This window comes from Phormidium tenue FACHB-1052 (assembly GCF_014696675.1).
Classification (GTDB): domain Bacteria; phylum Cyanobacteriota; class Cyanobacteriia; order Phormidesmidales; family Phormidesmidaceae; genus Nodosilinea; species Nodosilinea tenuis_A.
Window position 1 is genome coordinate 393,575 of sequence record NZ_JACJQN010000001.1, and the last position, 26,030, is coordinate 419,604.

Here is a 26,030-nt window from a genome sequence, read left to right on the forward strand (position 1 = left end):
TTTGTTTTACCTAACTAGCTCAACCTAGCCGAAGCGGCTTGATGTCGAAGCTATCAGGAAGGCCGCGTAGGTGAGGATGTAACCCACCGTAAAGTGAGCTAGACCCACAACTCGACCCTGAATGATCGACATGGCAACGGGCTTGTCCTTCCAGCGAACCAGGTTCGCTAGGGGAGTGCGCTCGTGAGCCCAAACAAGAGTTTCGATCAGCTCTTGCCAGTAACCGCGCCAAGAGATCAAGAACATGAAGCCAGTGGCCCAAACCAGGTGCCCAAAGAGGAACATCCAGGCCCAGACGGCTAGGTTATTCATGCCGTAGGGGTTGTAGCCGTTAATTAGCTGAGAGCTGTTGAGCCACAGGTAGTCGCGCAGCCAGCCCATCAAGTAGTTAGATGACTCGTTGAACTGAGCCACGTTGCCCGACCAGATAGCGAGATGCTTCCAGTGCCAGTAGAAGGTCACCCAACCAAGGGTGTTCAACATCCAGAACATCGCCAGGTAGAACGAATCCCACGCGGAGATGTCGCAGGTGCCGCCACGACCAGGGCCGTCGCAGGGGAAGCTGTAGCCGAAGTCTTTTTTGTCGGGCATCAGCTTCGAACCGCGCGCATCCAGCGCACCCTTGACCAAGATCAGGGTGGTGGTGTGCAGACCCAGGGCGATCGCATGGTGAACCAGGAAGTCGCCAGGGCCAATGGTCAGAAACAGCGAGTTGTTGTTGCTGTTGATCGCCTCAAACCAGCCGGGTAGCCAAACGGCATTGGCGGTCTGAGTCACACTGTCAGGGTTTGACAGCAGGGTATCAAATCCGTAGAGCAGCTTACCAGAGCAGGCTTGCACCCACTGGGCAAACACAGGCTCCACCAGAATCTGCTTTTCGGGGGTGCCAAAGGCCACCACCACGTCGTTGTGCACGTACAGACCCAGGGTGTGGAAGCCCAGGAACAGCGATACCCAGCTCAGGTGCGAGATGATCGCTTCCTTGTGCTCCAGCACGCGGTACAGCACGTTGTTTTTGTTGGCAGCCGGATCGTAGTCGCGAATCAGGAAGATCGCGCCGTGGGCAAATGCCCCCACCATGATGAAGCCAGCGATGTACTGGTGGTGGGTATACAGAGCCGCTTGGGTGGTGTAATCCCGAGCCATGAAGGCGTAGGGGGGCAGCGCATACATGTGCTGCGCCACCAGAGAGGTGATCACACCGAGGGAAGCTAGGGCCAGAGCCAGCTGGAAGTGGAGGGAGTTGTTCAAGGTGTCGTAGAGACCCTTGTGCCCTTCACCCAAACCGCCACCGGGTGGCTTGTGAGCATTCAAGATTTCCTTGATGCTGTGGCCAATACCGAAGTTGGTGCGGTACATGTGCCCGGCGATGATGAAGATCACCGCGATCGCCAGGTGGTGGTGGGCCATATCCGTCAGCCAGAGAGACTCTGTTTGAGGATGGAAGCCGCCCAGGAAGGTCAAAATCGCAGAACCAGACCCGGTCGCCGTACCAAAGATATGGCTAGAGGTGTCAGGATTCTGGGCATAGACCCCCCAGTTACCGGTGAAGAAAGGCATCAAACCTTCGGGGTGGGGCTTCATCGAGAGGAAGTTGTCCCAACCGACGTGGACGCCGCGAGATTCGGGGATAGCCACGTGTACCAGGTGACCGGTCCAAGCCAGAGAGCTAACACCAAACAGACCAGCCAAGTGGTGGTTGAGGCGAGACTCGGCGTTTTTGAACCAAGACAAGCTGGGGCGAAACTTGGGCTGAAGGTGCAGCCAGCCTGCGAACAGGAAGACCGCCGACAGAATCAGCAGAAAGACAGCGCCACTGTACAGGTCGGTGTTGGTGCGCATGCCGATGGTGTACCACCAGTGGTACACGCCTGAAAAGGCGATGTTCACCGGGGTCGAAGACCCGGCCTGGGAGAAGGCATCTACCGCAGGCTGGCCAAAGTGAGGATCCCAAATCGCGTGGGCGATCGGTTTGATGTTGAGCGGATCTTTGATCCACTGTTCAAAGTTGCCTTGCCAGGCGACGTGGAACAGGTTGCCCGACGTCCACAGAAAGATGATTGCCAGGTGGCCAAAGTGGGAGGCGAAGATCTTTTGGTAAAGATTCTCCTCCGTCATGCCATCGTGGCTTTCAAAGTCGTGGGCGGTGGCAATCCCGTACCAGAGCCGACGCGTGGTCGGATCTTGGGCCAGGTCCTGGCTAAATTTAGGGAATTTAGTTGCCATGAATCAAAACGGATTCTAGTACGACATTTGAGTCATGAGGGCGGTATATAGGGGCGCAGCGCTTGCGCCCCCAGGAGATTCCATGACGAGAAACCTAGCCCACCGCGATAATTCGAGCCAGGAAGAAGGCCCAGGTAGTGGCAATACCCCCAAGGAGGTAGTGGGCCACACCCACTGCTCGACCCTGAGTGATGCTCAGAGCGCGAGGCTGAATAGCAGGAGCCAGCTTCAGCTTGCTGTGAGCCCAGACAATGGACTCAATCAGCTCTTGCCAGTAGCCACGGCCACTGAACAGGAACATCAGGCTAAAGGCCCACACAAAGTGAGCACCCAAGAACAGCAAACCGTAGGCCGACAGCGCCGAACCGTAGGAGCCGATTACCTGAGAGGCTTGCGCCCACAGGAAGTCGCGCAGCCAGCCGTTGATGGTGATCGCACTTTGGGCAAAGTTGCCGCCGGTGATGTGACTCACCGTGCCATCGGGGCTCACTGTGCCCCAAATGTCGGATTGCATCTTCCAGCTAAAGTGGAAAATCACAATCGAGATGGAGTTGTACATCCAGAACAGGCCCAGGAACACGTGGTCCCAACCGGAAACCTGACAGGTGCCGCCCCGACCGGGACCGTCGCAGGGGAACCGGAAACCCAGGTCGCCTTTGTCGGGAATCAGTCGAGAGCTGCGGGCGAATAAGACACCCTTCAGCAGAATCAGCGCAGTCACGTGGATGGTGAAGGCGTGGATGTGGTGCACCATGAAGTCGGCAGTGCCGAGGGTCATGGGCATCATCGCCACCTTGCCAGCCACAGCAACGACATCGCCGCCGAACACGGGGCTGACGCTGGCCATGGCGTTAGGAGCGGTGGCCCCTGCTGCCGCTGCGTGGAAGCCTTGTACCCACTGGGCAAAGACCGGTTGCAGCTTAATGGCGGTGTCAGAGAACATGTCCTGGGGACGGCCCAGGGCTCGCATGGTGTCGTTGTGGATGTATAGACCAAAGCTGTGGAAGCCGAGGAAAATACACACCCAGTTGAGGTGAGAAATAATGGCATCGCGGGAGCGCAGCATGCGATCGAGCGCGTTGTCCATGTTCACTGCCGGATCGTAGTCACGAACCATAAAGATGGACGCGTGGGCACCAGCACCCACAATCAAGAAGGCGCCAATCCACATATGGTGGGTAAACAGCGACAGCTGAGTGGGGTAATCCGTCGCGATGTACGGATAGGGAGGCATGGCGTACATGTGCTGCGCCACGATGATGGTGAGGGAACCTAGGATGGCCAGGTTAACCGCCAGCTGGGCGTGCCAGGAGGTGGTCAGGTTCTCGTACAGGCCATCGTGGCCCTTGCCACCAAATAGTAGAGGATCGCCCTTGTGGCCCTCTAGGATCTCCTTCATGCTGTGGCCGATGCCCCAGTTGGTGCGGTACATGTGGCCCGCAACAATGAAGAGCACGGCTAGCGCCAGGTGGTGGTGAGCGGTATCCGACAGCCAAAGGCCGCCGGTCACAGGGTTCAAACCGCCCTTGAAGGTGAGGAAGTCGGAATAGACACCCCAGTTGAGGGTGAAGAAAGGCTTCAGACCCTCAGCAAAGCTGGGGTACAGGTCAGCCATCAGACTCTTATTCAAGATGAACTGGTGGGGCAGGGGAATATCCTGCACGGCCACACCAGCATCCAGCATTTTGTTAATGGGCAGCGCCACGTGGATTTGGTGACCGGCCCAGCTGAGGCAGCCCAGACCGAGGAGACCCGCCAGGTGGTGGTTCATCATCGATTCCACGTTTTGGAACCACTCGAGCTTGGGCGCTCGCTTGTGGTAGTGGAACCAGCCAGCAAACAGCATCAGAGCTGCCATGACTAACGCACCAATGGCGGTGACGTAGAGCTGGAAACCGTTGGTGATGCCAGCGGCCCGCCACATCTGGAATAGGCCAGAGGTAATTTGAATACCGTGGAAACCACCACCCACGTCGCCATTGAGAATCTCTTGACCGAAGATCGGCCAAACGACCTGGGCGCTGGGCTTGATGCCCGTGGGGTTGGTCATCCAGGCTTCGAAGTTTGAGAACTTAGCGCCATGGAAATACATGCCGCTAAGCCAGATAAAGACGACGGCTAGGTGACCGAAGTGCGCACTAAAGATTTTGCGCGAAATGTCTTCTAAATCACTGGTATGACTATCGAAATCGTGAGCGTCGGCGTGAAGGTTCCAAATCCAAGTGGTGGTTTTGGGGCCCTTAGCTAAGGTCCGATCAAAGTGACCCGGCTTACCCCACTTCTCGAAGGAAGTAGGTACTGGATCCTTATCTACGATGACCTTGGCTTTCGCCTCCCGCTCCCGCGGGGTAGTTGTCATGGAGACTCTCCTCTCTCTAGACAAAAGCAAATGGAGAATCAATCGCTTTAGGTCGAACTATACCCAAGTGAGCCATAGCTCACAGGCACAACCGATACTTAGGCGGTGATTGCTCTTGAGCATTATAGTCTCGCGATTTGACGCTTTTTGACCGAGGTTTACAATAATTCAATCTGCGAAAGCCCTTGATTCATGAGGCTTCCAGAATTGCTCTGATCACAAAATTGATCTCTGAATCAGGGTTCTATTAACAAAACTCAATAAATGCGCGGGTTGATACCTCCAAATTGGCGATCGCACCCTCTTTTTATTAACTAATGTTAATTATTGCTGCCCAACGCTTGATTTTTAGCAAGTTGCAGAGACCTTAGAGTTTCCGAAATCCTAAGTACTGGCGATGTATCTGGTGGTGTGACCAATCAGGAGGCATCCCCATGACTAGAAATAGTTATTTCGACATCAATAGTGTTAAGTACAGCGTTACATTTGGTGCGTCAGCTTACTACGAAGGACGTGGATCAGGCCGGTAGAGCATGAATGATGACGCGGAATGAGGGTTTGAATGACCTGTATGTATAAGGAGTAATGAATAGAGTGAGTGATGCTCCCTATGACAGCTAAACCTGAGGTGGCGATCGCCATCCTTTACCAAGACGATCGCTTCCTGCTTCAGCTGCGCGACGATATTCCTACCATTGCCTGGCCCGGCCATTGGGCCTTCTTTGGCGGCCACCTTGAGCCGGGCGAAGACCCTGACGCGGCGGTGTACCGAGAATTAGAGGAAGAAATCGGCTACATCGCGCCTCAGCTATCGCTATTTGAGCAAGTGGAGGATGAAACTGTGGTGCGCCATGTCTACCACGGGCCGCTGGTGGTGCCGGTGGAGCAGCTGGTGCTGAGCGAAGGGTTGGACTTGGGGCTGTGGAGCGTTGACGATATTCACCGGGGTCAGCGGTTCTCAGCTCGCGCCCGTGGGGAGCGCCCGCTGGGGCCACCGCACCAGCTAATTTTGCTGTCTTTTCTAGAGCACCGTAGGATAGAACAGGCTATTTAAAATAGTGTGTTCCTGCCGCCCATGGCTGACTCGTCTGAACAGCTAGAGCTTTTCTCGCCTGAGACGGCGGCGCTGCCCGACTACCGCATTCGGGAGAGCGATCGCGCCCGCCATGTTTCGATCAAAGTGCATCTCAATGGCCAGGTAGAAGTCGTGGTGCCCCTAGGGTTTGACCAGCGCCAGGTGCCTGAGCTATTGCATCGGCGGCGCGACTGGCTGTGGCGATCGCGCCAGCGCCTGGCCCACCAAACCGCTGGGCTGACCGACGACCACTTTGAGGAGAAGCCGGGGCAGATCGAGGTGCGATCGCGCCACCAAACCTGGCAGATCCAATACCAGCCCGCCACTACCCGCACCCTGGCTATGACCCAGAGCGGCCCCCACACCCTCTTGCTGCGCGGCGCTGTAGACAACAGCGCCGCCTGCGCCGATCTGCTGCGCCAGTGGCTGAGCCGCAAGGCCCGCGCCGAATTTGCCCCCTGGCTGCGAGAGCTGAGTTTTGTGATCAACCTGCCCTTTAGCCGCGTCTCCATACGCGGACAAAAGACCCGCTGGGCCAGCTGCTCTAGCAACAAAGACATCAGCCTTAACTACAAGCTGCTGTTTTTGCCTCCGGAGCTGGTGCACTATGTCTTTGTTCACGAGCTGTGCCACACAGTGCACATGAACCATTCCGCCGCCTTTTGGCAGCTGGTGGAAGAAAAGCAGCCAGGACATCAGCAGTTTCGCGACGAAATCCGGGATGGCTGGCAGTATGTTCCCCGCTGGGTTGAAGAATAATCTATGCCCCTCCACCCCCTTCAAACTCCCCACAGCGGCTACCACTGGGATGGCAAAGATAACCGATTCTTTGAGGGCTGGTACTTTCGCCTGACGCTGCCGGAAAGTCGCCAGACCTTTGCCTTCATGTATTCCATTGAGGATCCGGTTGGGGGTCAGCCCCATAGCGGCGGTACGGCGCAAATTTTAGGCCCAGATGACGGCTACTTTTCTCGCACCTTTCCCGATGTAGGGCAGTTTTGGGCCTGGACTGAAGGCTTGGGGCTGGGGCACTGGCGAGGAGAAACCAGCATCCGGCCTCGGCTGCTATCGTCATCCGAGTTTAAGGATCAGGTACCGGAGGGCTACCAGGTGACGGCGACCTGGCACCGGGGTTATTTGAACGATCCGGTAATGGGGTCTGTGGCGTGGGAGTATCACACCGAGCCGGTCTATGGCTGGGGGAGCACCGGGCAGCCGCAGCAGTCCACCGCTGGGCTGCTCTCTAGCCTGCAAATTTTTGAGCCGGGCTGGCAGATTCTCATGGCCCACGGCCAGGCTACAGGGTGGATTGAGTGGCAGGGGCAGCGGTATAACTTTGCCAAGGCTCCGACCTACAGCGAGAAAAATTGGGGGCGATCGTTTCCGCAGAAGTGGTTTTGGCTCAACTGCAATGCGTTTGAGGGGGTGCCCGATCTGGCCCTCACGGCTGGGGGCGGTCGCCGCCAAGTGCTGACCTGGATGGAGTCGGTGGCGATGGTGGGGGTTCACCACGGCGGCAAATTTTACGAATTTGTGCCCTGGAATGCCCGCGTCACGTGGCACATCACCCCCTGGGGCTCTTGGCACATGCGGTGCGAGCGCCCTGATTACGCGGTTGAAGTGACTGGCACCACTGCTCTCCCCGGCATTCTGCTGCGGGCACCCACCCACGAGGGTATGGCCTTCTGCTGTCGCGACACCGCCCTGGGTGACCTCAGCCTCAAGCTCTGGCAGCGGCGGGGTAGCGGACTGGATCTAGTGATCGCCGCCACCAGCACCCAAGCTGGCTTAGAAGTCGGCGGTGGCCCCTGGAATGAGCCCTGGATTAAGGAGTAATGGCGCTGAAATACACCGCTCTAATGCTGAAATACACCGCTCTAATATAGATATAGAGTCAGCAGAATTTTTCGCTACCAGGGCAACACGTCTCCATTCGAGTGCCAGAAGGTGCCGGAATTCTCCAGCGTTAGCGCGTCGATGCGGGCCAGCAGTCCCTTGACCGAGGCTTCTGGGGTAATGCCGCTGGGGGTAAACCCGGTCATGCGGGTCTGCACCAAGCCGGGGTGCAAAATGGCTACGGCGATGCCCCTGGGTTTGAGGTCGTGGGCCAACGACTTACCGGCCATCGACAGAGCCACCTTTGACATGCGATAGCCGTAGGAGCCGCCGGAGGTATTGTCAGCGATCGACCCCATGCGGCTAGTCATGATCGCCACCTTTGACCCGGTGCTTAGATTGGGCAGCAGTGCCGCCGTCAGCCGCAGCGGGGCGATCGCATTCACCTCAAACTGCCGCCGCAGGCTGTCAAAATCCAGATTCTCCAGCGTGACGCGCTCGGCCATACCAGCGTTGTTGATCAGCACGTCGATGGCGATGCCATTGAGCCGCTGAGCCAAATCGGCGACGGCGGCCTCGTCGGTGAGGTCAATGCCGGTTTCCACCTGAATGTCTAGGGATTTCAGTTCATCGGAGGGCTGGCGGCAGACGGCAATGACGCGATTCTCCTCCGGGGACGCGACGCGATCGCCCCCCTGCTGAAGCTGCCGACAATATTCGTAGCCGATGCCGCGATTTGCGCCAGTGATTAAATACGTAGCCATAGGATTCAGTCCGAAGTAGAGAATTGGGGTCAATGTCTGTGGATGCAAGCGAGGGTTGGGCTGGGCAGCATTGACAGGGGCTGAGAAACCTCCATACTAAATGTCATTGGATGAGCGGCTGCCCCCTATTATTTCTGCGAAACCGTGATGATGGCCCCTAGCGATACCCACGTTTACCCGGTAGTTTGGCAGGATGACCATCTGGTATTGATTGACCAGCGGCAGCTGCCGGAGCGCTACAACATTGTCACCATTCGCCGCTGCGACGATGTGGTGCGATCGCTCCGCTCTGGCATTGTCCAGGGCGGTTCGGCCCTGGGGCTTGCCGCCGCCTACGGCTTGTATCTGGGGGCGACCGAAATTCACACCGACGACCCGATCGCCTTTTGGGAACGGCTGGAGGCGATCGGCGACCAGTTTAAGCAGACCCGGCCCGACAAGGCCCACCTCCAGTGGGCGGTGGATAGAATGCTGGCGGTGGCCCACCACTCCAGCGAGGCCATTGAGGTGGTTAGGGGTCAGCTCTTGGCTGAAGCCCAGGCCATGCAGGCTGAGGACTTTAGCCTGTGCCACGCCATCGGCGACCACGGCATGGCGGTGTTGCCAGAAAATCCGGCAAAGCTGACCCTGCTAACCCACTGCAACCACGGGGCGCTGGCCACATCGGGCTATGGCACCTCGCTGGGCATCATGCGATCGCTCTGGCAAGCGGGCCGTCTAGAGCGCATCTACGCCGCCGAGACTCGCCCCACCTTTCAGGGCTCGCGCCTCACCGCCTGGGAGTGTGTGCAGGAGGGCATTCCGGTGACGGTGGTGACCGACAGCATGGCCGCCCACTGCATGCAGCGGGGGCTGATCCACGGGGTGCTGGCCGGGGCCGATCGCATTGCCGCCAACGGCGACACCCTGAGCAAAATCGGCACCTACAGCTTGGCCCTAATGGCCAAAGCCCACAACATTCCCTTTGTGGTGGCGGCTTCGATATCGACCATTGATCTGACGATCGCCAGCGGGGAGGGTATGGCGATCGCAGAGCACCCTCCTGAGGAGATTTACCAAATGGGCGATCGCGTCACCTCTCCCAACGGCGCAGAATTTTACAACCCGGCCTCAGACGTCACCCCGGCTGGTTTAATTACGGCGATCGTGACCGAAAAAGGAGCCTTTGCCTCTCATCAACTGGAGAAAGTCAGCCAGCTCGAGCACCGTCTAGATAACTAACTTTTCTTCTCGATCAAAAGCCAGATATTGAATCATCGTTATGATTAGGGGCATTATTGCCCCCGCCCTGTTTTCGTCATTCCTAACCATGCCCATCCAGCGCCCCTCAGCCAATGTATATCGGTATTTGCTGACGGTTGTTGTCGTTACTGCGGCTGTATTGGCCGCACGGTTTTTTATTACCTGGGCAGCGGAAGCATTTTTGCACCCCATTCCCATTTTGGGCGGCTGGCTTAAAAGCCTCGAAATTGTCGAGCTGAGCGTCATTATCCTATTTGCTTTTTTGGGCTTTGGGCTGGGGGCAGCCTCGCGTCACCTAGCCGCTAAAACTCCCGTGGCGATTAAGTCAATTGTGTTGGTTGTAGTGCTACCGCTGGTGTTTTTTAGCAGCTACTGGCTGCGGCATCACCTGTGGCTGAGCCAGCTGACCGCCGAGTCAGGCATGTCTCGCCAGGAGATCACGGCGCTGGCCAACCAGGCCCTCTCTAGCGAAGGCGGCAGCCAGGGCTTTTGGGGCTACTACACGACAACGACCCGCATGCCCATTCTGCCTGCCACGGTCGCGGAGCTACAGCGCATGGTTGAAGACCAAAAGTGGTTTCGCTCCGAGCTCACCCGCTTCAGCGGCATTGAGCCAGGCGTGTTTTCAATGATTTTTGACGGGGCCGGATGGGGTATTCGTCTGTTTTATATGGTGTTGGCCTTGCTCACTGGGGTTATCTACTTCTTTAAAGGGCTGGTTTGGGCCGATGCCGCCCGGCTGCGCAAGGTTGCCCGGGGTGCTATCACTCAGGGCAAAGCATGACGGTGGTGACGGTGCGGGTTAAGCCTAACGCCAAGCAGCAAAAAGCCATCTGTCTCGACGACGGCAGCTGGCTCCTCCACCTCAAAGCCTCGCCGCAGGATGGCAAGGCCAACCAAGAGCTAGTTGTCCTGCTGGCCCAGGCATTGGGTATTTCTAAAACTCAGGTACAGATTAAGGCGGGGCACGCCGTCCGCACTAAGCGAGTCGAAATTGATGCGTAGGGTCTGGATGAGATGACCTCCCTGGCTGCCGTAATTTTGGCGGGGGGCCGCAGCTCTCGGATGGGGCGCGACAAAGCCCTGATCGCAGTTGGTGACGAAACGCTAATTCAGCGCACCTGTCGGGTCGCGCTGCAATGTACCGATGGCGTGTATGTTGTTACTCCCTGGCCCGATCGCTATCGACCGGCTTTGCCCAACACAGTCGGTTTTATTGTAGAAGCCCCAAGTCCAAGACAGGCCGGTACTTTTCATGGGCCGCTGATGGCGCTGATCACATCCCTAAGCGTTCTGCGGGCTAGGCAGGAAGATCCCCCGGCCTGGGTGCTGGCCTTAGCCTGCGATATGCCCAATCTTTCGGCGGCGGTGTTGGCCACCTGGCGCAACCAATTGGACAATCTGGAACCGCAATACTTAGCTTACTTACCCAAGCGCCAGCAGCGATGGGAACCGCTGTGCGGGTTTTATCGGGTCAGCGCACTAGATGCCCTAGAGCAGTATGCGAATACGGGCAGGCGATCGCTGCAAGCATGGCTGAATCAACAGGCGATCGCGCCCATCCCCAACATCGATGAGGCCATGTTCGCCAACGTCAACACGCCCAGCGATCTAGCCGAGTGGCAAAAAACCAGGGATTCTTAGCGCTGTCCCTCTGTGATCACTCTCCGCCTGAAGGTGAATCGTCAGAGCTTTCCGCCTCAGTTTCAGTTGGGGTGTTAGCTTCGTCGGGGGACTCGGCTTGGGGCCAGGGAATGCGGCGATCGGCGGCTAGCAGTCGAGCCATCTCTCTCGCCCCGTAGCGATTGATGTGGCTGGGGTCAGCAAACAGGTGAGATTGCCAGCGCCACTCCTCTAACCGATCCACGAGGGTAAACGCACCCTGGTTAGCCCAATTCTGCAAAAACCGCTGAAACTGGCGCTCGTAGCGCGTGCGCGTCCCGTCTAGGTAGTCGTTACTCAGGGGCAAATTCACAAACACTAATGGAATGCCTTGACTCTCCAAAAATTGGGTCATCGCCGCCAAAGACTGGGTCTGCACCCCTTCCAGGCGAAAGGCGCGGTAAGCATCGTCATACTGACCGCGCACCCGAGGAAAGCGGCGGTAGTATACCGTCGGGTTGAACTGATCGTTAATCGCCAAAAAGCCCTGGGAGTTGATTGGGGTCAGCGGTACGGTTCCGTAGCTGGCGACGGCGGTGGCAGAGGACATTTCTGAAGCGTCGTCGGGGGTTTTAGTCGATTCTTCAGCGGGCTCAGTCCCAGCTTCAACGACGGGCTCAGACACTTCAGCTTCAGAATTGTCAGCGATTTCAGGGGATGCGGCAGTTTCAGCAGACGCCTCGGCGGGATCTTCGAGGGCAGAGGCGGAAGGAGCCTGGGCTGGCAGGGTCAACTTCGCACCCTGCTGCACGGCAGCGTAGCCTGGAGACGCCAAAATTTCGGCAAAGGTGCGGTCAAACCGACCGCTGTTAAAGGCGCGGGAGCCCTCAGCCCAGACAATTAGCCGGGGCTGCAGATCGGTGGCCAACAGCTGCCGAATGACAAAGCTCACCACCTGGGCCGTGGCCCCGTTGACGCTGAAGTTATATACCCGTAGGCCAGGGTAGCCCTCTACCGCCAGCGCCTGTTGCAGTACCTGGGGGTCAATGCCCTGGAGCGATCGCGAACTGCCCACAATCAGCACATCGGGTGGGCCTTGGGCCGCGACATAGGCCCGGTAGAGACTGACCTGCTCGTCTAGCACATCGCTGCCCAGGGCCGGAAAAGCGCGGGGTAACCCCTGCAGCTCGGCCTTTTGGTAGGCCAGCAGCAAATTTTGCCGATATTCGCGGGCCTGGCGCTGACTAAAGACATGGCGGGGGTCATCGGTGGGGATAGCTTGCAGCAGGGTTAGCGATCGCCCCCAGGCTCCAGCCACCTGTTGCCACTGGTCAGCAGTAGTGGCCGTCGCCGCTAGCTGACTAGCTCGGTTGGCTTCACCAATAGCTCCATGCCAGGGGTCAGCGGGCACCGCTGCCGCCGCTTCGCCGTTGCCGGCCTGAGGAATGCCCTGGGGGCCAGGAGAGCCGATGCAGCAGGAGAGTAGCGTGCCCAACGACAGCGACACCACCAGCCCAGCGCGAGACGTGAAGAGTTTAGTCATGGCTGTTTGAGGGCGTGGTGACGAATAGTGAATCCTGGAAATAGTGCTGTGCCCCAGCCCCTCATTCCAGTGTAGAAAATTGTGTCGCCGAGCAGACAGCATTCCCCTTGGCTTTTCGGCTCCAGCCTTCGTCCCGGAGCGGATAAGGGGGAGCAGGTTTTAAACCTTGCTTAAGTCTAGCTATGTCAGTTGCCAGCGATCGCCTTCTCAAGCCCCGCATTCAAAATCCAGATTGCTCTCAGGTACGACGGCTGCTGACCACGAGCACCACATATTGAGTTCATTCTGCTGCCAGCAGGCTGCTAAACCTGAAGCAAAGGCCCACCAGAGACAGATTTTCATTTTTTGAACACTCTGCAATAGTGTCTTTGTCTCCAGCACTATTTGCGAGGTCACTGGTGGTACCCCTAAAAGACTATAATCCAGGTCAGCGGACGCCCTACGTCACCTACGGGCTGATTGCGCTCAACATCGCCATTTTTATCTACGAGCTCAGCCTGCCCGCCTACGGACTGACCGATTTTTTCCACAGCTGGGCCTTGGTGCCCGACGAGCTGTCCACCAGCTTCACCACGGGAGTCTCAGCCCCCAACGCTGAAGAATGGGTGACGATATTCACCAGCCAGTTTCTCCACGGTGGCTTTTTGCACGTGGCCGGCAACATGCTCTACCTGTGGATCTTTGGCAACAATGTCGAAGACCAGATGGGGCATGGGCGGTTTTTGGTGTTTTACCTACTGTGCGGCGTGCTGGCCAACCTGGCCCAGTGGTTCTTTGCAATGGGTTCAGAGATTCCGTCTTTGGGGGCGAGTGGGGCGATCGCAGGCGTCATGGGGGCCTATATTTTCCGCTTTCCAGAGGTGCGCATTCTCACCCTGGTGCCCCTAGGGCCGTTCCCTCTACCGCTGAGAATTCCGGCCTTGTTTTACCTGGGTATCTGGTTTGTGCAGCAAGCCTTCTACGGTTTCGCCAGCCTCGGGGCCCCGGCCATGATCGGCATGGAAAGCGGCGGCATCGCCTACTGGGCTCACGCGGGCGGCTTTGCCATTGGGGCGCTGCTCGGCCCCCTGTTTGGTCTATTTAGTCAGCCCGGTCCTATGGCAGCTGGCGCTGAGACACCCAGCGCCGAGTAGGTCACAAACGAACTGGGAGCAGTCTGGGAACCCCAGCACGCAAACTGGCTCAAAACGAGTTTTCTTAAACCGCTGGCCCAGGGTTCACCGACTCAGGATGAAGCGCCCTACCCGTGGATCCCTGTAATCTTTCCCTCAGGCCTAAGACGAGCAAAACCCTTGGCCACTTTCAAGCTGCCGACGGATGCTGTAGCCGGAGTCGGTATTTTTTGTCGCGCTTGCAACCGGAATGAGGAGTTGTTACATTAGTTTACAATTGTGTAACAATTAGCAACGTGATGAGGTCTTGATTCGCAAGCCTGTGAGAAATCAGCTGTCCCTGAGCGGCAGCATCGGTTGGAGTATTGTCTGATGGGTAAAAACAGTCCTATGGATGCTCAATCCATCACCATCACCATGGCTCAGGTGCTAGACCTGTATGCCGCTGGTCGCCGCGATTTTAGCCGCCTCGACTTCCACGAAGCCTGGATGCCTGGGCTAGAGCTGCCCGGCATCAACCTGAGCCAGGCCAACCTGGTGTCGATCAATCTCAGCGGGGCTATGCTGGCCGGAGCTAAACTGGGCGGCTGCAACCTGTGGCGCGCCAATCTAGAAGATGCCAATTTAGACGGTGCCGACCTGGCTCGGGCCGTTTTGATTCGAGCTGAACTCAGCCGGGTCAACCTGACGGGGGCCACCCTGCGCTGTGGCGACCTGCGCCTGGCCACCCTGCACTACAGCACGCTGATCGGCGCTGATCTGCGCCATGCCAACCTCAGTTACACCGATTTGCGCGGTGCCGACCTCACTGGTGCTGACCTACGCGGTGCCGATCTCACCGGCGCTAACCTGCGGAGTACGACCTTAGGGTTCACCCGGTTAGAGGGCACCTGCCTCGATCGCGCTTGGCTGGACGAAGCCGAACCGCCTCACCCCGAACTATCTTCCAGGGTTTAAACCTTCCCCTCAGGCCGATCGGCCAAAGCCTGTCGCAGCTGCCCCCGGTGCTGGGTTAAGCGCTCGGCTGCGGCCTGGGCGTCGAGGTTGCCCAGGTGCATCATTAGGGCCAGTTTGACTTGCTGGTTGCTGCGATCGAGCAGGTCGGCGGCAGCCTCGCGATCGAGGTCGGTCAGGTCGCAGAGAATGCGTAGGGCGCGATCGCGCAGTTTAGTATTGGTCACCGCCACATCGACCATGCGATTGCCATAGACCTTGCCCAAACGCACCATCACTCCCGTCGAGAGCATGTTGAGGGCCATTTTGGTGGCGGTGCCCGCCTTTAGCCGGGTCGAGCCCGCCAGCAGCTCTGGGCCGACCAGCAGACGAATGTCGATATCGGCCTCGGTGGGCACCTGGTCGGCGGGCACGCAGGCCATAAACACCGTGGTAGCTCCGCGCCCATTCGCGGCAGCGATCGCCCCCTGTACGTAGGGCGTCGTGCCCCCAGCTGTAATACCCACCACCACATCGTGGGACTGCACATTGCGCTCGGCGATCGCCGCGGCCCCGTCTGCGGCAATATCCTCCAGCCCCTCAGAGCTTTTCACCAGCGCCCCGGCCCCTCCGGCAATGATGCCCTGCACGAGATCGGGCGGGGTGCAAAAGGTGGGCGGGCATTCTGCCGCATCGAGCACCCCCAGACGACCGCTAGTGCCCGCACCCACGTAAAACAGTCGCCCCCCCTGGCGCAACGCCTCGCTAGCAGCATCGATCGCCGCCGCTAGCGCCTCCCTAGCTCCAGCGATCGCGGTTAGGGTACGTTGATCCTCGCCATTAAATAGATCGACGAGTTCCAGCGCGCTGAGCCGATCGAGCTGGGCGCTGCGGGGATTGGCTTGCTCGGTGAGCAAGTAACCGCGATCGGTCGGGTCTGCGGGGTTAGCCAGGGAAAAATCAGCGGTCACAGGCAGCATCCATAAGGCATATACACTGCCGCTAATGTAAGGGATGGTGGGTCTAGCGCACAAACCGAATCGCTACGCCATAGCGGACGGGTTTGCCCTCGGCGGCCTGAATCGTCGCCACAATGCAGCTGACGATTTCGACCAGAGTCAGGGGCACCACCAGCAAAAAGCCCACCAAAATAAACATCAGCGCAATGGTCACGACCCAGGCAATTAGCATCGTTAGCTGAAAGTTGAGGGCGGCCTTTGCCTGGCTTTGCACGAAGGCAGAATTTGGGGCAGCATTGGGAGCCGCATCGGGGTTAGATGCAGACCCCGCTCCTTTTACTAAAAGCAGCACTAGAGGCACCACCACCCGCCAAGGCAGCAAAAATGAACTGCCCCACAACAGCGGCCACCCCCCTAGCCACTGGCTGCCGATCGCCAGATAGCTCACCAGCGGCACCAGGTGAGTCAGCGCGACCAGGGTCGTTTCTGATATTCCCCCTCTGTCATTGTCTGAAATAGGGGGCGCTGGCGGCGAGTTGTCCACAGGAGAGGCAACTGCTATCCCAGCCAAGGAATCCTGAGGCAGTCCCGTTGACTCAGCATTCTCTGCGGTAGCAGGCGGATTCAATGTCGTGCCGCTAGCGTCCTCAGCCGCTCCAGCCGCCTGAGCATCCGTTGGGGTAGATGAGCCCTTGAGACTAAAGGATTCTTGCCAGTCGGCGGTGTCAGCGCCAGTTTGTCGCCCGCTGACCCACACGCCATCGATCGGGCACGTTAACCCCAGGCGCATCATGCCCCGGCGGATGTGAGGCACCACCAGATTTTGAGGGATAGCGGTATCGGCCTCTAGATCGAGGTGGAGCATGGTACCCCGCCACTGACCACGAGCGACTACACCGGCGGCTAGGGAAGGAGTCAGTAACTGGGCGATCGCCCGAGCATCGCCCTGGCGGGCTTGAGCAACCAAGGTTGAGATCGGAGTTGGCATTGTCCGTCACCCTAAAGCAATTTCTCAAGCTGCTGGCGCATGCGGTCTAGCTCAGCTTGAGAAAGTCCGTTATCGTCGGTGGGCGCAGCACTGTCGGCCAGTGGCGCAACGGCGTCGGGGTCATCGGGGTTCCAGGTAATTTGCTCAAGGGTTTGATCGGGAGGCACAGCCAGAGTACCTTCTGGCACCAGGCGATAGCCGTACCCAGCCGAGTCGCAAAATTCTTCAATTTCGCCTTGGTCAAACCCCTCTACAGCGGCCTCGGGAAAGTCTTGGGCCTCCAGCATCAGGGCATAGCGGATGGCGTCGTCCTCATGCTCAAACATCAAGATGATGTTTTGCCCGTTCATGGTTTCGGCATGAATGCCCTCGTTATCGGTGCGGGCATTGAACAACAGCACGTACACCACCATGGCCCTATCTCGCTAACAGCATTACTTGTTTACTCTACCGGGCCGGTGCCCCGCGAACAAAGCCACCTCGATGGTCGTCTACAACTTGAAGCGCTCAGTCAAGGGACTGAAGCTGGGCGATTCAGGTTTCCTCGCGATTAGGCCCCATAGTTTCACTACAGACAGCGCCGACCATTAAGTTCATCGGAAGTGGTAGGCAGAAAGCGGGGAGTTCATTACTATTGGTGGGTGTTCTGCGGTGGCGTAAACGGGTATGACCCCTTCTCAAGAACCAGAGCCTTCTCAAGAACCAGAGTCTCATCAGGAGCCGGAGCCGAGCGGCAGTGGACGCTGGCTCACGGCGGGCCTAGTGCTGGGTTCGCTGCTAGTACTGGGAGGTGCAGCAGCGCTAGGGGGCTGGCTGTGGAGCCGCAATAACCTTGTACCCTTACTGGCCAGGGAGCTATCGGAAGCCCTGGAACGCCCGGTGGAGCTAGGGCCGATAGAACGAGTCGGTCTATCAGGAGTGCGGCTGGGGCCGTCTCAAATTCCACCAACACCAACGGATCCCGATAGTCTGTCGCTGGCAGCGGTAGAGGTGCGGTTTAAGCTATGGGATTTGTGGCGGCGAGAACTGCCCCTTACGGTGACCCTAGAGCAGGGCGAGCTTTACCTGGAGCAGAATGCCGAACGCGAATGGTTTGATATAGATCTAGACCTATCCGATCGCGACCCGGAGCGCGATCCATTCATCAATGTGAATCTCGACCAGCTCTACGTCAAAGATTCTCAGTTGACCATGGTGCCCTACGTGGAGGGTGATGTTGAGCCGGTGCGGGTAGCGATCGAAAACTTGCAAGGCCAGCTAGACTTCAACGAAACGTTCATTGAGGTGCCTGAAGCTCCTAATTCACCCATTGAAACTCGGCAGCTCGACTTAAAACTCAGCGGCGAATCTACCCAGGGGGGCGACCTAGATCTCACCGGGTCAGTGCTACTGCCGCCGCCCAAAGAAACCCCCAGCGAAACCGCTGATTCTCCGGTCGACCCGACCGAGGTACCTGGCCCTGGTCTGCGGGCCAACATTAATCTGCGCACCCAGAAGGCGCGCACCACCGACGTCATGCCCCTGGTCGACTCCTTTTTAGAGGAGCCTCTGCCGGTGCAGTTTCCCGCTGGCGTGGTCAGCGGGCAGGTCGATATTGAAAGCGGTGCTGGCATCCCCACCAACGTCGTAGGCACCGCCCGAGTAGACGAGGGCAGCGTAGTCCACCCTATTCTGCCCGAGCCCCTGCAAAATGTTCAGGGCGACGTACGCTTTCGGGGCCGCACCTTCGAATTTGAGAATGTCACCGCCAGCATGAGCGACCTGACCGCCCGCGCTGGGGGCAGCCTCAATTTAGATGAAGGCTACAATCTCAGCGGCCAGGTCAACCCGTTTACCATAGCCCAAGCCTCTGAACTGCTGGACAGAAGCCTGCCGGTCGAGGCCAGCGGCACCTTTGGAGCCGACGTCACCATGACTGGGCCTCTGGGCAAGCCGGTGCTGACTACCGAGCTAATCTCCCAAGACCAAATCATCGTTGACCGGGTAGCCTTCAGCGAAGTCAGGGCCACAGGCACCCTGCGATCGCCCAACCTAGAGATTGATAACATTCTGGCGGTGCCTGTAGGGGGCGGTGCCCTGACCGGCAGCGGCGTTTTTACTTTTGGCGAACCGGGGCGGCTGGTGCTGGCGCTGAATGGCGATCGCATTCCCGCCGACACCATTGGCCAGGCCTACGGGCTGTCTGACCAGGTGGCCCTGGGGCCAGTGTTTTTTGAGGCCGAGATCACTGGCCCCGTCAGCCAGCTCGTCGGCACGGCTAGCTGGCGCGCCCCCATGGGCGACTACCCAGCCCAGGGCAATCTCAGACTGGCGGGCAGCCAATTGCGTTTCACCGATACCTTTGTGCAGGTGGCGGGGGGCACCCTAGCGGGCGATGGCCTGCTCGCCAATGGTCAGTGGAACGCTGACCTACGGGGTCAGGGGGTGCAGCTTCGCCGCCTGGGGGCTAGTGTAGATGGGGTGGCCAGCGGCACCGCTCAGCTTTCAGGCACCCTCGACAATCCTGGGCTGGCGGGGGTGCGGGGCCAGGGCAATGGCGCGATCGCCCTAGCTGGCGGCGGCACCGTGCTCACCAATGCCAGTCTGGCGGGCGGCCAGTGGAGCGCTAATGTGCAGGGCCAAGATCTGCAAATGGCGGCCTTTGCTTCCGATCTTCAGGGCACGGCTGACGGCAATTTTCGCTTTACGGGCAGCACCGACAACCTGAGCTTGGCCGGGGTAAGAGGGCAGGGGCAGCTCGTGCTCTCCGATGGGTTAGCTACCGCCGCCGCCCGCTCGCCCCAGCTCGCCCAAGTGCGCGGCCCCCTCACCGCCAACCTGGTCTGGAATGGGCAGTCGGTGCTGGTGCAGCAGGCGAGCACCACCGGGATTCAGGCCAACGGGTTTATCACCCCGTTGCTCAGTGGCCCTGGAGCGCCAGCGATCGCCAACCTCGATCTCAACCTCAACGTCGATAATTTCAGCCTAGCGGCCCTGCCCGTGCCCCAGGTGATTCCCCTAGCGGGCAACGCCTTCTTTAACGGACGGCTGCGCGGACGGCCCGGAGCGCTGGCCCTCAGCGGCGACGCCTCTCTGGTGGGGCTTCAGGCGGGCGCTCTGGCCTTTGCCTCTCCCCTCAGCGGCCCGGTCACCTACAACCAGGGCGGTGCGCTGGCGGTCGATCTGACAGGAGGAGGCGATCGCGTCTACGTCGCCAGCGCCGAGGGCGACCGCGATCTCGCCTTTGAGATTCGCAGCGGCGAAGCCCTGGCCGAGGGCTACACCCGTGGCGATAACCTCTATGCCACTATCGAAAATCTGCCCATAGATGACCTCCGCCTGCCCCAGGCTGGCGTCAATGGCATTGGCACCGTCAGTGGTCTGATCAGCCGAGCCGACATTGTCGCTAACCTACGGCAGCCTACCCTGCAAGCCACCTTCGACGTACAAGACCCCAGCATTGGCTACCTCAGACTGCCCTACGAAACCACCACCGTCGCCATTGACCCCACTGCCCCCGAGCGCCCCGCCGAGTTTACTCAATATGGTCGGCTGAGGGGCAGCGTCACCTACGCCAACAACGTCATCGGTCTGGCCGGAGTCGTGCTCGAATCGGCCTCTGGGCTCAGCCGCTACCTGGTTAGCGGCACCTACACCCTGGGCGACCAGCCCCAGATCAACGGCGAACTCGTGGTTGACAACGGCCAAATTCAAGACCTGCTCCAAACCTTTCTGATTTTTGAGCAGGCCGATTTTCGCTTTAACGTGCTCCAACCCCCCGAGTGGTTTCGCCCCGTCACCGAGGCCGATTTGGCTTCACTAGAGGAGGTGCAGCCCGTGGGCGATCGCAACGCCAGCCTGCTCGACCAGCTCCGCCGTCTAGCCGAAGTGCAAGAGCTTAAAGACATGCTGGCCGCCCAGGGCGAAACCGCTACCCTGCCGCCCCTCGATGAATTCGTCGGCAGCTTTTCAGGCAAAGTGACCGCCAGCGGTGCCGTGCCCGACAGCCTCAACATCACCTTTGACCTCGCCGGAGCCGATTGGGTCTGGGGCAACGCCGACGGCAGCAACGGTGCCACCTACCGCATTGATGAAGTGATTGCTAAGGGCAGCTATCAAGACAGCGTCATTCGTCTCGAGCCAGTCAGCCTGCGCTCCAACTTCACCGACTTTTCCGACACCACCCAGCAGGGTGTAGCGCTGGCTACCCTCAACGGCGACTTTAGCCTGCGTCCCGATGACCCCGTGGCCCGCACGCTGCGTCTGGAGGTGAGTAATGTGCCCATCAACGCGCTGCGCCAGCCTTTACGCCTGCCCGACAACCTCGACGGTCTGGTCAACCTAGGGGCCACCCTCACTGGCACCCTGGCTGCCCCCCAGGTGCGTGGTCAGCTAGCGGTCAACGAAGCCACCATCAACCGCAACGCCATCGATCTGGCCACGGCCAACTTTCGGTACGAAAATGCCCGTCTCAACCTGATCAGCCGCGTCGCCATTGACGAACAGGTCGACCCTCTACGACTGGTGGCCAGCGTGCCCCTGCCGCTGCCCGGTCTTCGTCAACAGCCTGAAACCGATACGGTCGACGTTTCCCTCAGAGTGCGCGACGAGGGCTTTGCCCTGGTCAATCTGTTCACCCGCGCCATCACCTGGGAGTCAGGCCCAGCCAGCCTCGACCTAGCCGTTCAAGGGCGCTGGCCCGTCAACAAGCCCATCCAGGAAGCCCTCACCACCCTCAATGTGACCGGCAATGCCAACCTTGAGGGCGTCACCATCAGCTCCCGCAGCCTGTCCGAGCCCCTCACCAATATCCAGGGCCGCATTGACGTGCTCGAAGGCCCTGACACCATTCGCGGCAACTCCGTCTACACCAACGGCCTAGTGCTCGCCGTCCAAAACCTAGAGGGCGACTTTAGCAACGGCAAGGTAACGGCTGAGGGCAACCTCAAGCTGCTGCCTTCAGTGCAAGACTTGGCCCCTGGACTGTTTGACACCCGCACGGCCCTAGAGGACGGCACGCCAGCACCCACGGGTGAAAACCCCTTCCGCGTTACCCTCGACAACATTGCTCTTGACCTGCGTAACCCGGCTGGTACCTATCGGGGCCGCGTCGATGGCAACGTTGTGGTCGACGGCAGTGTCTTTTTGCTGCCGCCCTTAGTCTACGGCGAAGTGAAGCTATCCGACGGGCTGCTCACCCTGCCCGATACGAGCGTCGGAGGGGGCACCGCAACTGGCTTTGCGTCGACCGCAGAGCCCAGAATCTTTGATCCCATTCCGCCGGTGCTAGAAGACTTTAAGCTGGTGCTGGCTGAGAACGTGCGGCTGGCCATCCCCGGCATTGTGGATGTGAGGGCCGAAGGAACACTAGACCTCGTGGGTACTGTTCCCAACATCAGACCCGATGGCCGAATCAATCTACCTTCAGGCCGCATTAACCTACTGACCACTGAGTTTCGCCTCACAGGTGATGAAAACTACGCCGAGTTTAGCGATCTTGACGAAACCATCGATCCTTACTTAGTGGCCAACCTATCAGCGGCAGTGCCCGATAGTGCTGCCGCTGGCAATACCCTGGCGGTAGCCACTCCCTTCCCCCGCAACGAAATTAGCGTGTCTCGCATCGACCAGCTAGGTCTGACCCAGGCTGGGGTGCAAACCGTGCGCATCCGCGCCAGCGTCAACGGCCGCGCTAGCCGCGTGGTGAATTTGCAGGGGGTAGAGCTATCCAGCACCCCACCGCGCTCCGAGGGTGAGATTGTGGCCCTGCTCAGCGGTGGGCTACTGGCAGCGCTAGAATCCACCTTGGGCAGCGTATCAGGCGGCGGCGATGGGTTCCAGGGTCTGCTGGCGTTTGCGGGGTCAGCCCTGCTCAATAACCTGCAAAATCTGCTGGGGTCGGGGCTAGATCGCACCGAGCTACGCCTGTTTTCTGCCTCGCCACCAGGGCAGCAGGCCGGTGCTCTCGACATTGGCGGCGAGATTGGCTTTAACTTTTCTCCGAGTATCTCGGTGTCAGTGCAGAAAGTATTTACGAATGTTACTCCCGCCGTATTTAGCGTGCGCTATCGCATCAACGACCAGATCACCATCCGGGGTATCACCAGCTACGAGCAGTTCAATGAAAATACCGGCGCAGTTGTAGAATTTCGATTTCAGCCCTGAGTTTAGGGGCCACGTCCCTAGGCCTGTAAGGTGAAGGGGAAGATCGCTGCCCATATTTTGACAACGAAAGCCGATGGATCCTAAGCTACCGCAATCTGCCCCGCCCAATCGCCCCGCCGACGAAAAAGCACCGCCAGCGGAGGTTTCAGCTTGGGATCGCTGGCGATCGCTCTGGGCCGGGCAGTGGAGCAATATCCGAGTGCTGGCGATCGCTCTAGCAATAGCTCTCACGGTACGGGTGCTGATTGCTGAACCTCGCTACATTCCCTCCAACTCGATGGATCCGACGCTGCACATCGGCGATCGCCTGCTGGTCGAAAAAATTAGCTACCGCTGGCAGCCCCCCCACCGGGGCGATATCGTAGTGTTTGCGCCACCGCCACAGCTAGCTCGCCTGGGATACGAAACCCGTCAGGCCTTCATTAAACGAGTGATTGGCGAGCCCGGCCAAACCATCGCCGTTCGCCAAGGACAGGTGATCGTTGACGGTGAACCGCTGCAAGAGAGCTATACCCTCGAAGATCCTGCCTACACGTTAGAGCCCGTCACCGTCCCTCCAGGGCAGGTGTTTGTTATGGGTGACAACCGCAACGACAGCAACGACTCCCACGTGTGGGGCGGGCTCCCTCAGCAAAACATCATTGGCCGCGCCCGGTTTCGGTTCTGGCCCCTCGATCGCCTCGGCCCCGTCGGTTAAGCATCAAAGATTCAGTCGTGGGCGATCGCCGTCTCAGCTGTCCTGGGTCAAGCAGAAGGCTTAACTAACACAACGGGAATTGCCTTAAATCCCTATTTACTGACCCAGGGCGCTATGGGCTGGGGCCACAACCCCAAATCTTTGGCTAACTGCCCAATCGCGTACTGCATTACCACCACAGCCCAAGGGGTTGTGTAAGATCAAAGCGACTTCAGATCACGCGATCGCGAGGAAAGCTTCATGCTTGTACAGCTTGTTCGCCCCCTGGTGCGTACCCAAGTGCAAATGCTGGCCCAGGCCCAGTCGGCCAGCAGCAAGCTGGTGGGCATGGTATCGCAGTGGCTCGGCTATCTGGGCATTCACGCCGAAGTGACTCAGCTGCAAACCACCGGCAATCGCATTCAGGTATCGCTCTGTGTGGGCAAGCCGGAGCAGTGTACTGAGGCTGAGTGGCAGCAAATTCTCGATAACCTCAACCGAGATGTCAACGCTGCCCCCGCCGTCGACACCCTCGCCTACAGCGCTATGCCCCCAGCTCATCAAAGCAAGGTGCAGCGACTTTTGGCCGCCATTCTCCACGCCAGCGGACAAGACCCCCTCGCAGATTGGCCCGCCCTGCGTCCCCGACTAGTGTCCATGGGCATGGAAGAATCGTTGCTGATGGGCATTCACGCAGCCCTAAAGGTACCCATGCCAATGGCTCTTTTAGTGGAGCAACTCGAACCTGAGGTAGCCGCCTTTGTGCTGTCAAAAGCCATTCACATTGCCCTGCTAGACCAGCAAATTAGCCAAGCTGAAGATACTGCCCTCAAAGCCCTGCTCAATGCCGTCGATTCCGGCACGGATCCTCATGCTGAGTCGGTTTCCGTCTCTGGGATACCGTAAGCGTGACGCTGCGCGAATGGCGCAGCCGCAACTTAAGACTAGGGCGATCGCGGCCCATCATCATCAAATTGCAACCGCTAGCCCTATGGACTCTGCTGCCGTTCTATTTCACCTTGCTTTTCCTGTGGCCGACATTTCCACAGCGAAAGACTTTTACGTCACCGGGCTGGGCTGTAAGTCAGGACGGGAAACGGCCAGCTCTCTCATTCTCAACCTCTGTGGCCATCAGCTCGTGGCCCACACCACCGCCAACTTAGCCCCGCAAAAGGGAATTTACCCCCGCCACTTTGGCCTAGTGTTTTTGGTCGAGACCGACTGGGAAGCCCTACTGCACCGGGCCAAGGACAAGCAACTCAATTTCTACCAGGGCGAAAAGCGACGCTTTATGGGCAATATCCTAGAACATCGCACTTTCTTTCTGCAGGATCCATTTTTTAATCTGCTGGAGTTTAAGTATTACTGTCATCCCAGCGCCATCTTTGGTGAGGTAGACGAGGCTCGAGTGGGAGATGCCGAATAAGCTACTCCACCGCTGAGTCGCAGTAGAAGTTGTTCTCTCTCCCCGGCTGTCGCCGTGATAGGTTGAGGATCAGCGCAATAGAAAGGCTATGCATAAAATTCCAGTCACTATCATTACCGGCTTTTTGGGGGCGGGTAAAACTACCTTGATTCGCCAGCTGCTGCAAAACCCAGAGGGTCGGCGCATTGCCGTGTTGGTCAACGAGTTTGGCGAAGTCGGCATCGATGGCGACCTGCTGCGTAGCTGCCAGGTGTGTGACGAAGATGGGGAGGCGATCGCCTCCGAAACCAACATTCTCGAACTCACCAACGGCTGCCTCTGTTGCACCGTGCAGGAGGAGTTTTTGCCCACCATGCAGCAGCTCATGACCCGCCGCGAGCAAATAGACTGCATTGTGATCGAAACCTCTGGCCTCGCCCTGCCTAAGCCTTTGGTACAAGCCTTTCGCTGGCCTGAAATTCGCACCGCCGCCACCGTTGACAGCGTCATTACCTTAGTTGACTGCGAAGCACTGGCCGCAGGCGACCTGGTGTGCGACCTGCCCGCGCTGGAGGCCCAGCGCCAAGCCGACGACAGCCTCGACCACGAAACACCCCTCGAAGAACTGTTTGAGGACCAGCTCAACTGCGCCGACCTGGTGCTATTGACCAAGGTAGATAAGGTAAGCGCAGGCGATCGCACCCGCATCGAAACCTGGCTCACCCAGCAGCTGCCCCACCCGGTCAAAGTACTGAGCCTGGCCGGGGGTGAGGGCAGCAACCCCATCAGCCCCGACCTGCTGCTGGGCTTTAACGCCGCCGTCGAAGACAACCTCGACAGCCGCCCCAGCCACCACGACCATGAGCATGACCACGACCATGACGACGACATCGTCGCTATCCCCATCGTGCTCGATCAAGGTTTTGAACCAAAGGCTCTGGTCAAGCGGTTAGAAATCCTTGCTGCCAACCACGAAATCTACCGCATCAAGGGCTTCGTTGATGTTCCCAACAAAGCCATGCGCCTAGTGGTTCACGGCGTTGGCCAGCGGTTTGACTCCTTCTTTGACCGAGCCTGGCAACCCAGCGAGCCTCGCCAGACGAGACTGGTCGTGATTGGTAAGGATTTGGATCAAGCGGTGATTCGGGCGGCGATCGCTGCCTAGC

21 protein-coding genes are annotated in these 26,030 nt (G+C 58.8%); 14 read left to right on the forward strand and 7 right to left on the reverse strand.

From position 1 onward, the window contains the following. Positions 1 to 24: 24 nt before the first annotated feature. Together psaB and psaA are read right to left on the reverse strand one after the other, a co-directional pair. Positions 25 to 2,226, reverse strand: a complete 2,202-nt coding sequence (gene psaB, locus H6G07_RS01835; protein ID WP_073606695.1) for a photosystem I core protein PsaB — start codon at positions 2,224 to 2,226, stop codon at positions 25 to 27. A gap of 94 nt (positions 2,227 to 2,320) precedes the next feature. Next, positions 2,321 to 4,585, reverse strand: coding sequence for a photosystem I core protein PsaA (psaA, locus tag H6G07_RS01840; protein WP_073606694.1), 2,265 nt, complete (start codon positions 4,583 to 4,585; stop codon positions 2,321 to 2,323). A gap of 610 nt (positions 4,586 to 5,195) precedes the next feature. Here psaA and H6G07_RS01845 point away from each other — a divergent pair. From H6G07_RS01845 to H6G07_RS01855, 3 genes are read left to right on the forward strand one after another with little or no spacing between them, the layout of a single operon-like run. Then, positions 5,196 to 5,639 (forward strand): NUDIX hydrolase, encoded by a 444-nt coding sequence (locus tag H6G07_RS01845; RefSeq protein WP_073606693.1) that lies wholly within the window; start codon positions 5,196 to 5,198, stop codon positions 5,637 to 5,639. 21 nt (positions 5,640 to 5,660) lie between these two features. Then, the gene (locus tag H6G07_RS01850) at positions 5,661 to 6,419 is read left to right on the forward strand and encodes a M48 family metallopeptidase (protein ID WP_073606692.1); all 759 of its coding nucleotides are present in this window, start codon (positions 5,661 to 5,663) and stop codon (positions 6,417 to 6,419) included. Between the two features lie 3 nt (positions 6,420 to 6,422). Beyond that, complete coding sequence (locus H6G07_RS01855; protein WP_073606691.1) at positions 6,423 to 7,496, forward strand: tocopherol cyclase family protein; 1,074 nt, start codon at positions 6,423 to 6,425, stop codon at positions 7,494 to 7,496. Between the two features lie 74 nt (positions 7,497 to 7,570). On the opposite strand, the gene H6G07_RS01860 is transcribed toward H6G07_RS01855, so the two are convergent. After that, a complete protein-coding gene (locus H6G07_RS01860; RefSeq protein ID WP_073606690.1) occupies positions 7,571 to 8,260 on the reverse strand; it encodes an SDR family oxidoreductase in 690 nt (229 codons plus the stop codon). A gap of 150 nt (positions 8,261 to 8,410) precedes the next feature. Between H6G07_RS01860 and mtnA the strand changes: the two genes are divergently transcribed. From mtnA to H6G07_RS01880, 4 genes are read left to right on the forward strand one after another with little or no spacing between them, the layout of a single operon-like run. Beyond that, entirely contained in the window at positions 8,411 to 9,481 is a 1,071-nt protein-coding gene (mtnA, locus tag H6G07_RS01865; RefSeq protein ID WP_073607038.1) for an S-methyl-5-thioribose-1-phosphate isomerase, read from the forward strand. Between the two features lie 40 nt (positions 9,482 to 9,521). Then, positions 9,522 to 10,286, forward strand: coding sequence for a hypothetical protein (locus tag H6G07_RS01870; RefSeq protein WP_073606689.1), 765 nt, complete (start codon positions 9,522 to 9,524; stop codon positions 10,284 to 10,286). Then, the gene (locus H6G07_RS01875) at positions 10,283 to 10,507 is read left to right on the forward strand and encodes a DUF167 domain-containing protein (RefSeq protein ID WP_073606688.1); all 225 of its coding nucleotides are present in this window, start codon (positions 10,283 to 10,285) and stop codon (positions 10,505 to 10,507) included. The genes H6G07_RS01870 and H6G07_RS01875 overlap by 4 nt, the downstream gene beginning before the upstream one ends. Positions 10,508 to 10,519: 12 nt before the next feature. After that, positions 10,520 to 11,146 carry a molybdenum cofactor guanylyltransferase gene (locus H6G07_RS01880; protein WP_073606687.1) on the forward strand — a complete coding sequence of 209 codons (627 nt, stop codon included), beginning with the start codon at positions 10,520 to 10,522 and terminating at the stop codon, positions 11,144 to 11,146. Between the two features lie 16 nt (positions 11,147 to 11,162). On the opposite strand, the gene H6G07_RS01885 is transcribed toward H6G07_RS01880, so the two are convergent. Further along, a complete protein-coding gene (locus H6G07_RS01885) occupies positions 11,163 to 12,647 on the reverse strand; it encodes a hypothetical protein (protein WP_073606686.1) in 1,485 nt (494 codons plus the stop codon). Positions 12,648 to 13,045: 398 nt separating this feature from the next. Here H6G07_RS01885 and H6G07_RS01890 point away from each other — a divergent pair, with 398 nt between their 5' ends. Next, complete coding sequence (locus H6G07_RS01890) at positions 13,046 to 13,780, forward strand: rhomboid family intramembrane serine protease (RefSeq protein WP_073606685.1); 735 nt, start codon at positions 13,046 to 13,048, stop codon at positions 13,778 to 13,780. A 369-nt stretch (positions 13,781 to 14,149) separates the two neighbouring features. Next, positions 14,150 to 14,716, forward strand: a complete 567-nt coding sequence (locus H6G07_RS01895) for a pentapeptide repeat-containing protein (RefSeq protein WP_190740676.1) — start codon at positions 14,150 to 14,152, stop codon at positions 14,714 to 14,716. Here H6G07_RS01895 and murQ read toward each other — a convergent pair. The 3 genes from murQ to H6G07_RS01910 are packed head-to-tail and all read right to left on the reverse strand — an operon-like array spanning position 14,713 to position 17,052. Beyond that, positions 14,713 to 15,663, reverse strand: coding sequence for an N-acetylmuramic acid 6-phosphate etherase (murQ, locus tag H6G07_RS01900; RefSeq protein ID WP_244901895.1), 951 nt, complete (start codon positions 15,661 to 15,663; stop codon positions 14,713 to 14,715). The two genes, H6G07_RS01895 and murQ, sit on opposite strands and share 4 nt — an antisense overlap. Before the next feature lie 52 nt (positions 15,664 to 15,715). Beyond that, positions 15,716 to 16,639 carry a DUF4870 domain-containing protein gene (locus tag H6G07_RS01905; protein WP_073606682.1) on the reverse strand — a complete coding sequence of 308 codons (924 nt, stop codon included), beginning with the start codon at positions 16,637 to 16,639 and terminating at the stop codon, positions 15,716 to 15,718. An 11-nt stretch (positions 16,640 to 16,650) separates the two neighbouring features. Next, positions 16,651 to 17,052, reverse strand: a complete 402-nt coding sequence (locus H6G07_RS01910) for a DUF3110 domain-containing protein (protein WP_073606681.1) — start codon at positions 17,050 to 17,052, stop codon at positions 16,651 to 16,653. A 253-nt stretch (positions 17,053 to 17,305) separates the two neighbouring features. Here H6G07_RS01910 and H6G07_RS01915 point away from each other — a divergent pair, with 253 nt between their 5' ends. The 5 genes from H6G07_RS01915 to cobW all read left to right on the forward strand — a co-directional run bounded on the left by H6G07_RS01915 (position 17,306) and on the right by cobW (position 26,029). Beyond that, complete coding sequence (locus tag H6G07_RS01915; protein WP_073606680.1) at positions 17,306 to 22,783, forward strand: translocation/assembly module TamB domain-containing protein; 5,478 nt, start codon at positions 17,306 to 17,308, stop codon at positions 22,781 to 22,783. Positions 22,784 to 22,856: 73 nt separating this feature from the next. Then, the gene (lepB, locus tag H6G07_RS01920; protein WP_073606679.1) at positions 22,857 to 23,480 is read left to right on the forward strand and encodes a signal peptidase I; all 624 of its coding nucleotides are present in this window, start codon (positions 22,857 to 22,859) and stop codon (positions 23,478 to 23,480) included. 240 nt (positions 23,481 to 23,720) lie between these two features. Further along, entirely contained in the window at positions 23,721 to 24,365 is a 645-nt protein-coding gene (locus H6G07_RS01925; protein WP_073606678.1) for a hypothetical protein, read from the forward strand. Between the two features lie 16 nt (positions 24,366 to 24,381). Further along, positions 24,382 to 24,885 carry a VOC family protein gene (locus H6G07_RS01930; protein WP_425320100.1) on the forward strand — a complete coding sequence of 168 codons (504 nt, stop codon included), beginning with the start codon at positions 24,382 to 24,384 and terminating at the stop codon, positions 24,883 to 24,885. Positions 24,886 to 24,973: 88 nt separating this feature from the next. Then, positions 24,974 to 26,029, forward strand: coding sequence for a cobalamin biosynthesis protein CobW (gene cobW, locus H6G07_RS01935; RefSeq protein ID WP_073606676.1), 1,056 nt, complete (start codon positions 24,974 to 24,976; stop codon positions 26,027 to 26,029). Position 26,030: the final 1 nt, after the last annotated feature.

Bases quoted from the DNA above. Each gene is read 5' to 3' on its own strand.
- H6G07_RS01905 (WP_073606682.1), bottom strand. From the start codon at position 16,639: ATGCCAACTCCGATCTCAACCTTGGTTGCTCAAGCCCGCCAGGGCGAT.
- H6G07_RS01915 (WP_073606680.1), top strand. From the start codon at position 17,306: ATGACCCCTTCTCAAGAACCAGAGCCTTCTCAAGAACCAGAGTCTCAT.
- H6G07_RS01860 (WP_073606690.1), bottom strand. From the start codon at position 8,260: ATGGCTACGTATTTAATCACTGGCGCAAATCGCGGCATCGGCTACGAA.
- H6G07_RS01875 (WP_073606688.1), top strand. From the start codon at position 10,283: ATGACGGTGGTGACGGTGCGGGTTAAGCCTAACGCCAAGCAGCAAAAA.
- lepB (WP_073606679.1), top strand. From the start codon at position 22,857: ATGGATCCTAAGCTACCGCAATCTGCCCCGCCCAATCGCCCCGCCGAC.
- H6G07_RS01850 (WP_073606692.1), top strand. From the start codon at position 5,661: ATGGCTGACTCGTCTGAACAGCTAGAGCTTTTCTCGCCTGAGACGGCG.
- H6G07_RS01845 (WP_073606693.1), top strand. From the start codon at position 5,196: ATGACAGCTAAACCTGAGGTGGCGATCGCCATCCTTTACCAAGACGAT.
- psaB (WP_073606695.1), bottom strand. From the start codon at position 2,226: ATGGCAACTAAATTCCCTAAATTTAGCCAGGACCTGGCCCAAGATCCG.
- H6G07_RS01910 (WP_073606681.1), bottom strand. From the start codon at position 17,052: ATGGTGGTGTACGTGCTGTTGTTCAATGCCCGCACCGATAACGAGGGC.
- psaA (WP_073606694.1), bottom strand. From the start codon at position 4,585: ATGACAACTACCCCGCGGGAGCGGGAGGCGAAAGCCAAGGTCATCGTA.
- H6G07_RS01930 (WP_425320100.1), top strand. From the start codon at position 24,382: ATGGCGCAGCCGCAACTTAAGACTAGGGCGATCGCGGCCCATCATCAT.
- H6G07_RS01885 (WP_073606686.1), bottom strand. From the start codon at position 12,647: ATGACTAAACTCTTCACGTCTCGCGCTGGGCTGGTGGTGTCGCTGTCG.
- H6G07_RS01925 (WP_073606678.1), top strand. From the start codon at position 23,721: ATGCTTGTACAGCTTGTTCGCCCCCTGGTGCGTACCCAAGTGCAAATG.
- H6G07_RS01880 (WP_073606687.1), top strand. From the start codon at position 10,520: ATGACCTCCCTGGCTGCCGTAATTTTGGCGGGGGGCCGCAGCTCTCGG.
- cobW (WP_073606676.1), top strand. From the start codon at position 24,974: ATGCATAAAATTCCAGTCACTATCATTACCGGCTTTTTGGGGGCGGGT.
- H6G07_RS01895 (WP_190740676.1), top strand. From the start codon at position 14,150: ATGGATGCTCAATCCATCACCATCACCATGGCTCAGGTGCTAGACCTG.
- H6G07_RS01855 (WP_073606691.1), top strand. From the start codon at position 6,423: ATGCCCCTCCACCCCCTTCAAACTCCCCACAGCGGCTACCACTGGGAT.
- H6G07_RS01870 (WP_073606689.1), top strand. From the start codon at position 9,522: ATGATTAGGGGCATTATTGCCCCCGCCCTGTTTTCGTCATTCCTAACC.
- mtnA (WP_073607038.1), top strand. From the start codon at position 8,411: ATGGCCCCTAGCGATACCCACGTTTACCCGGTAGTTTGGCAGGATGAC.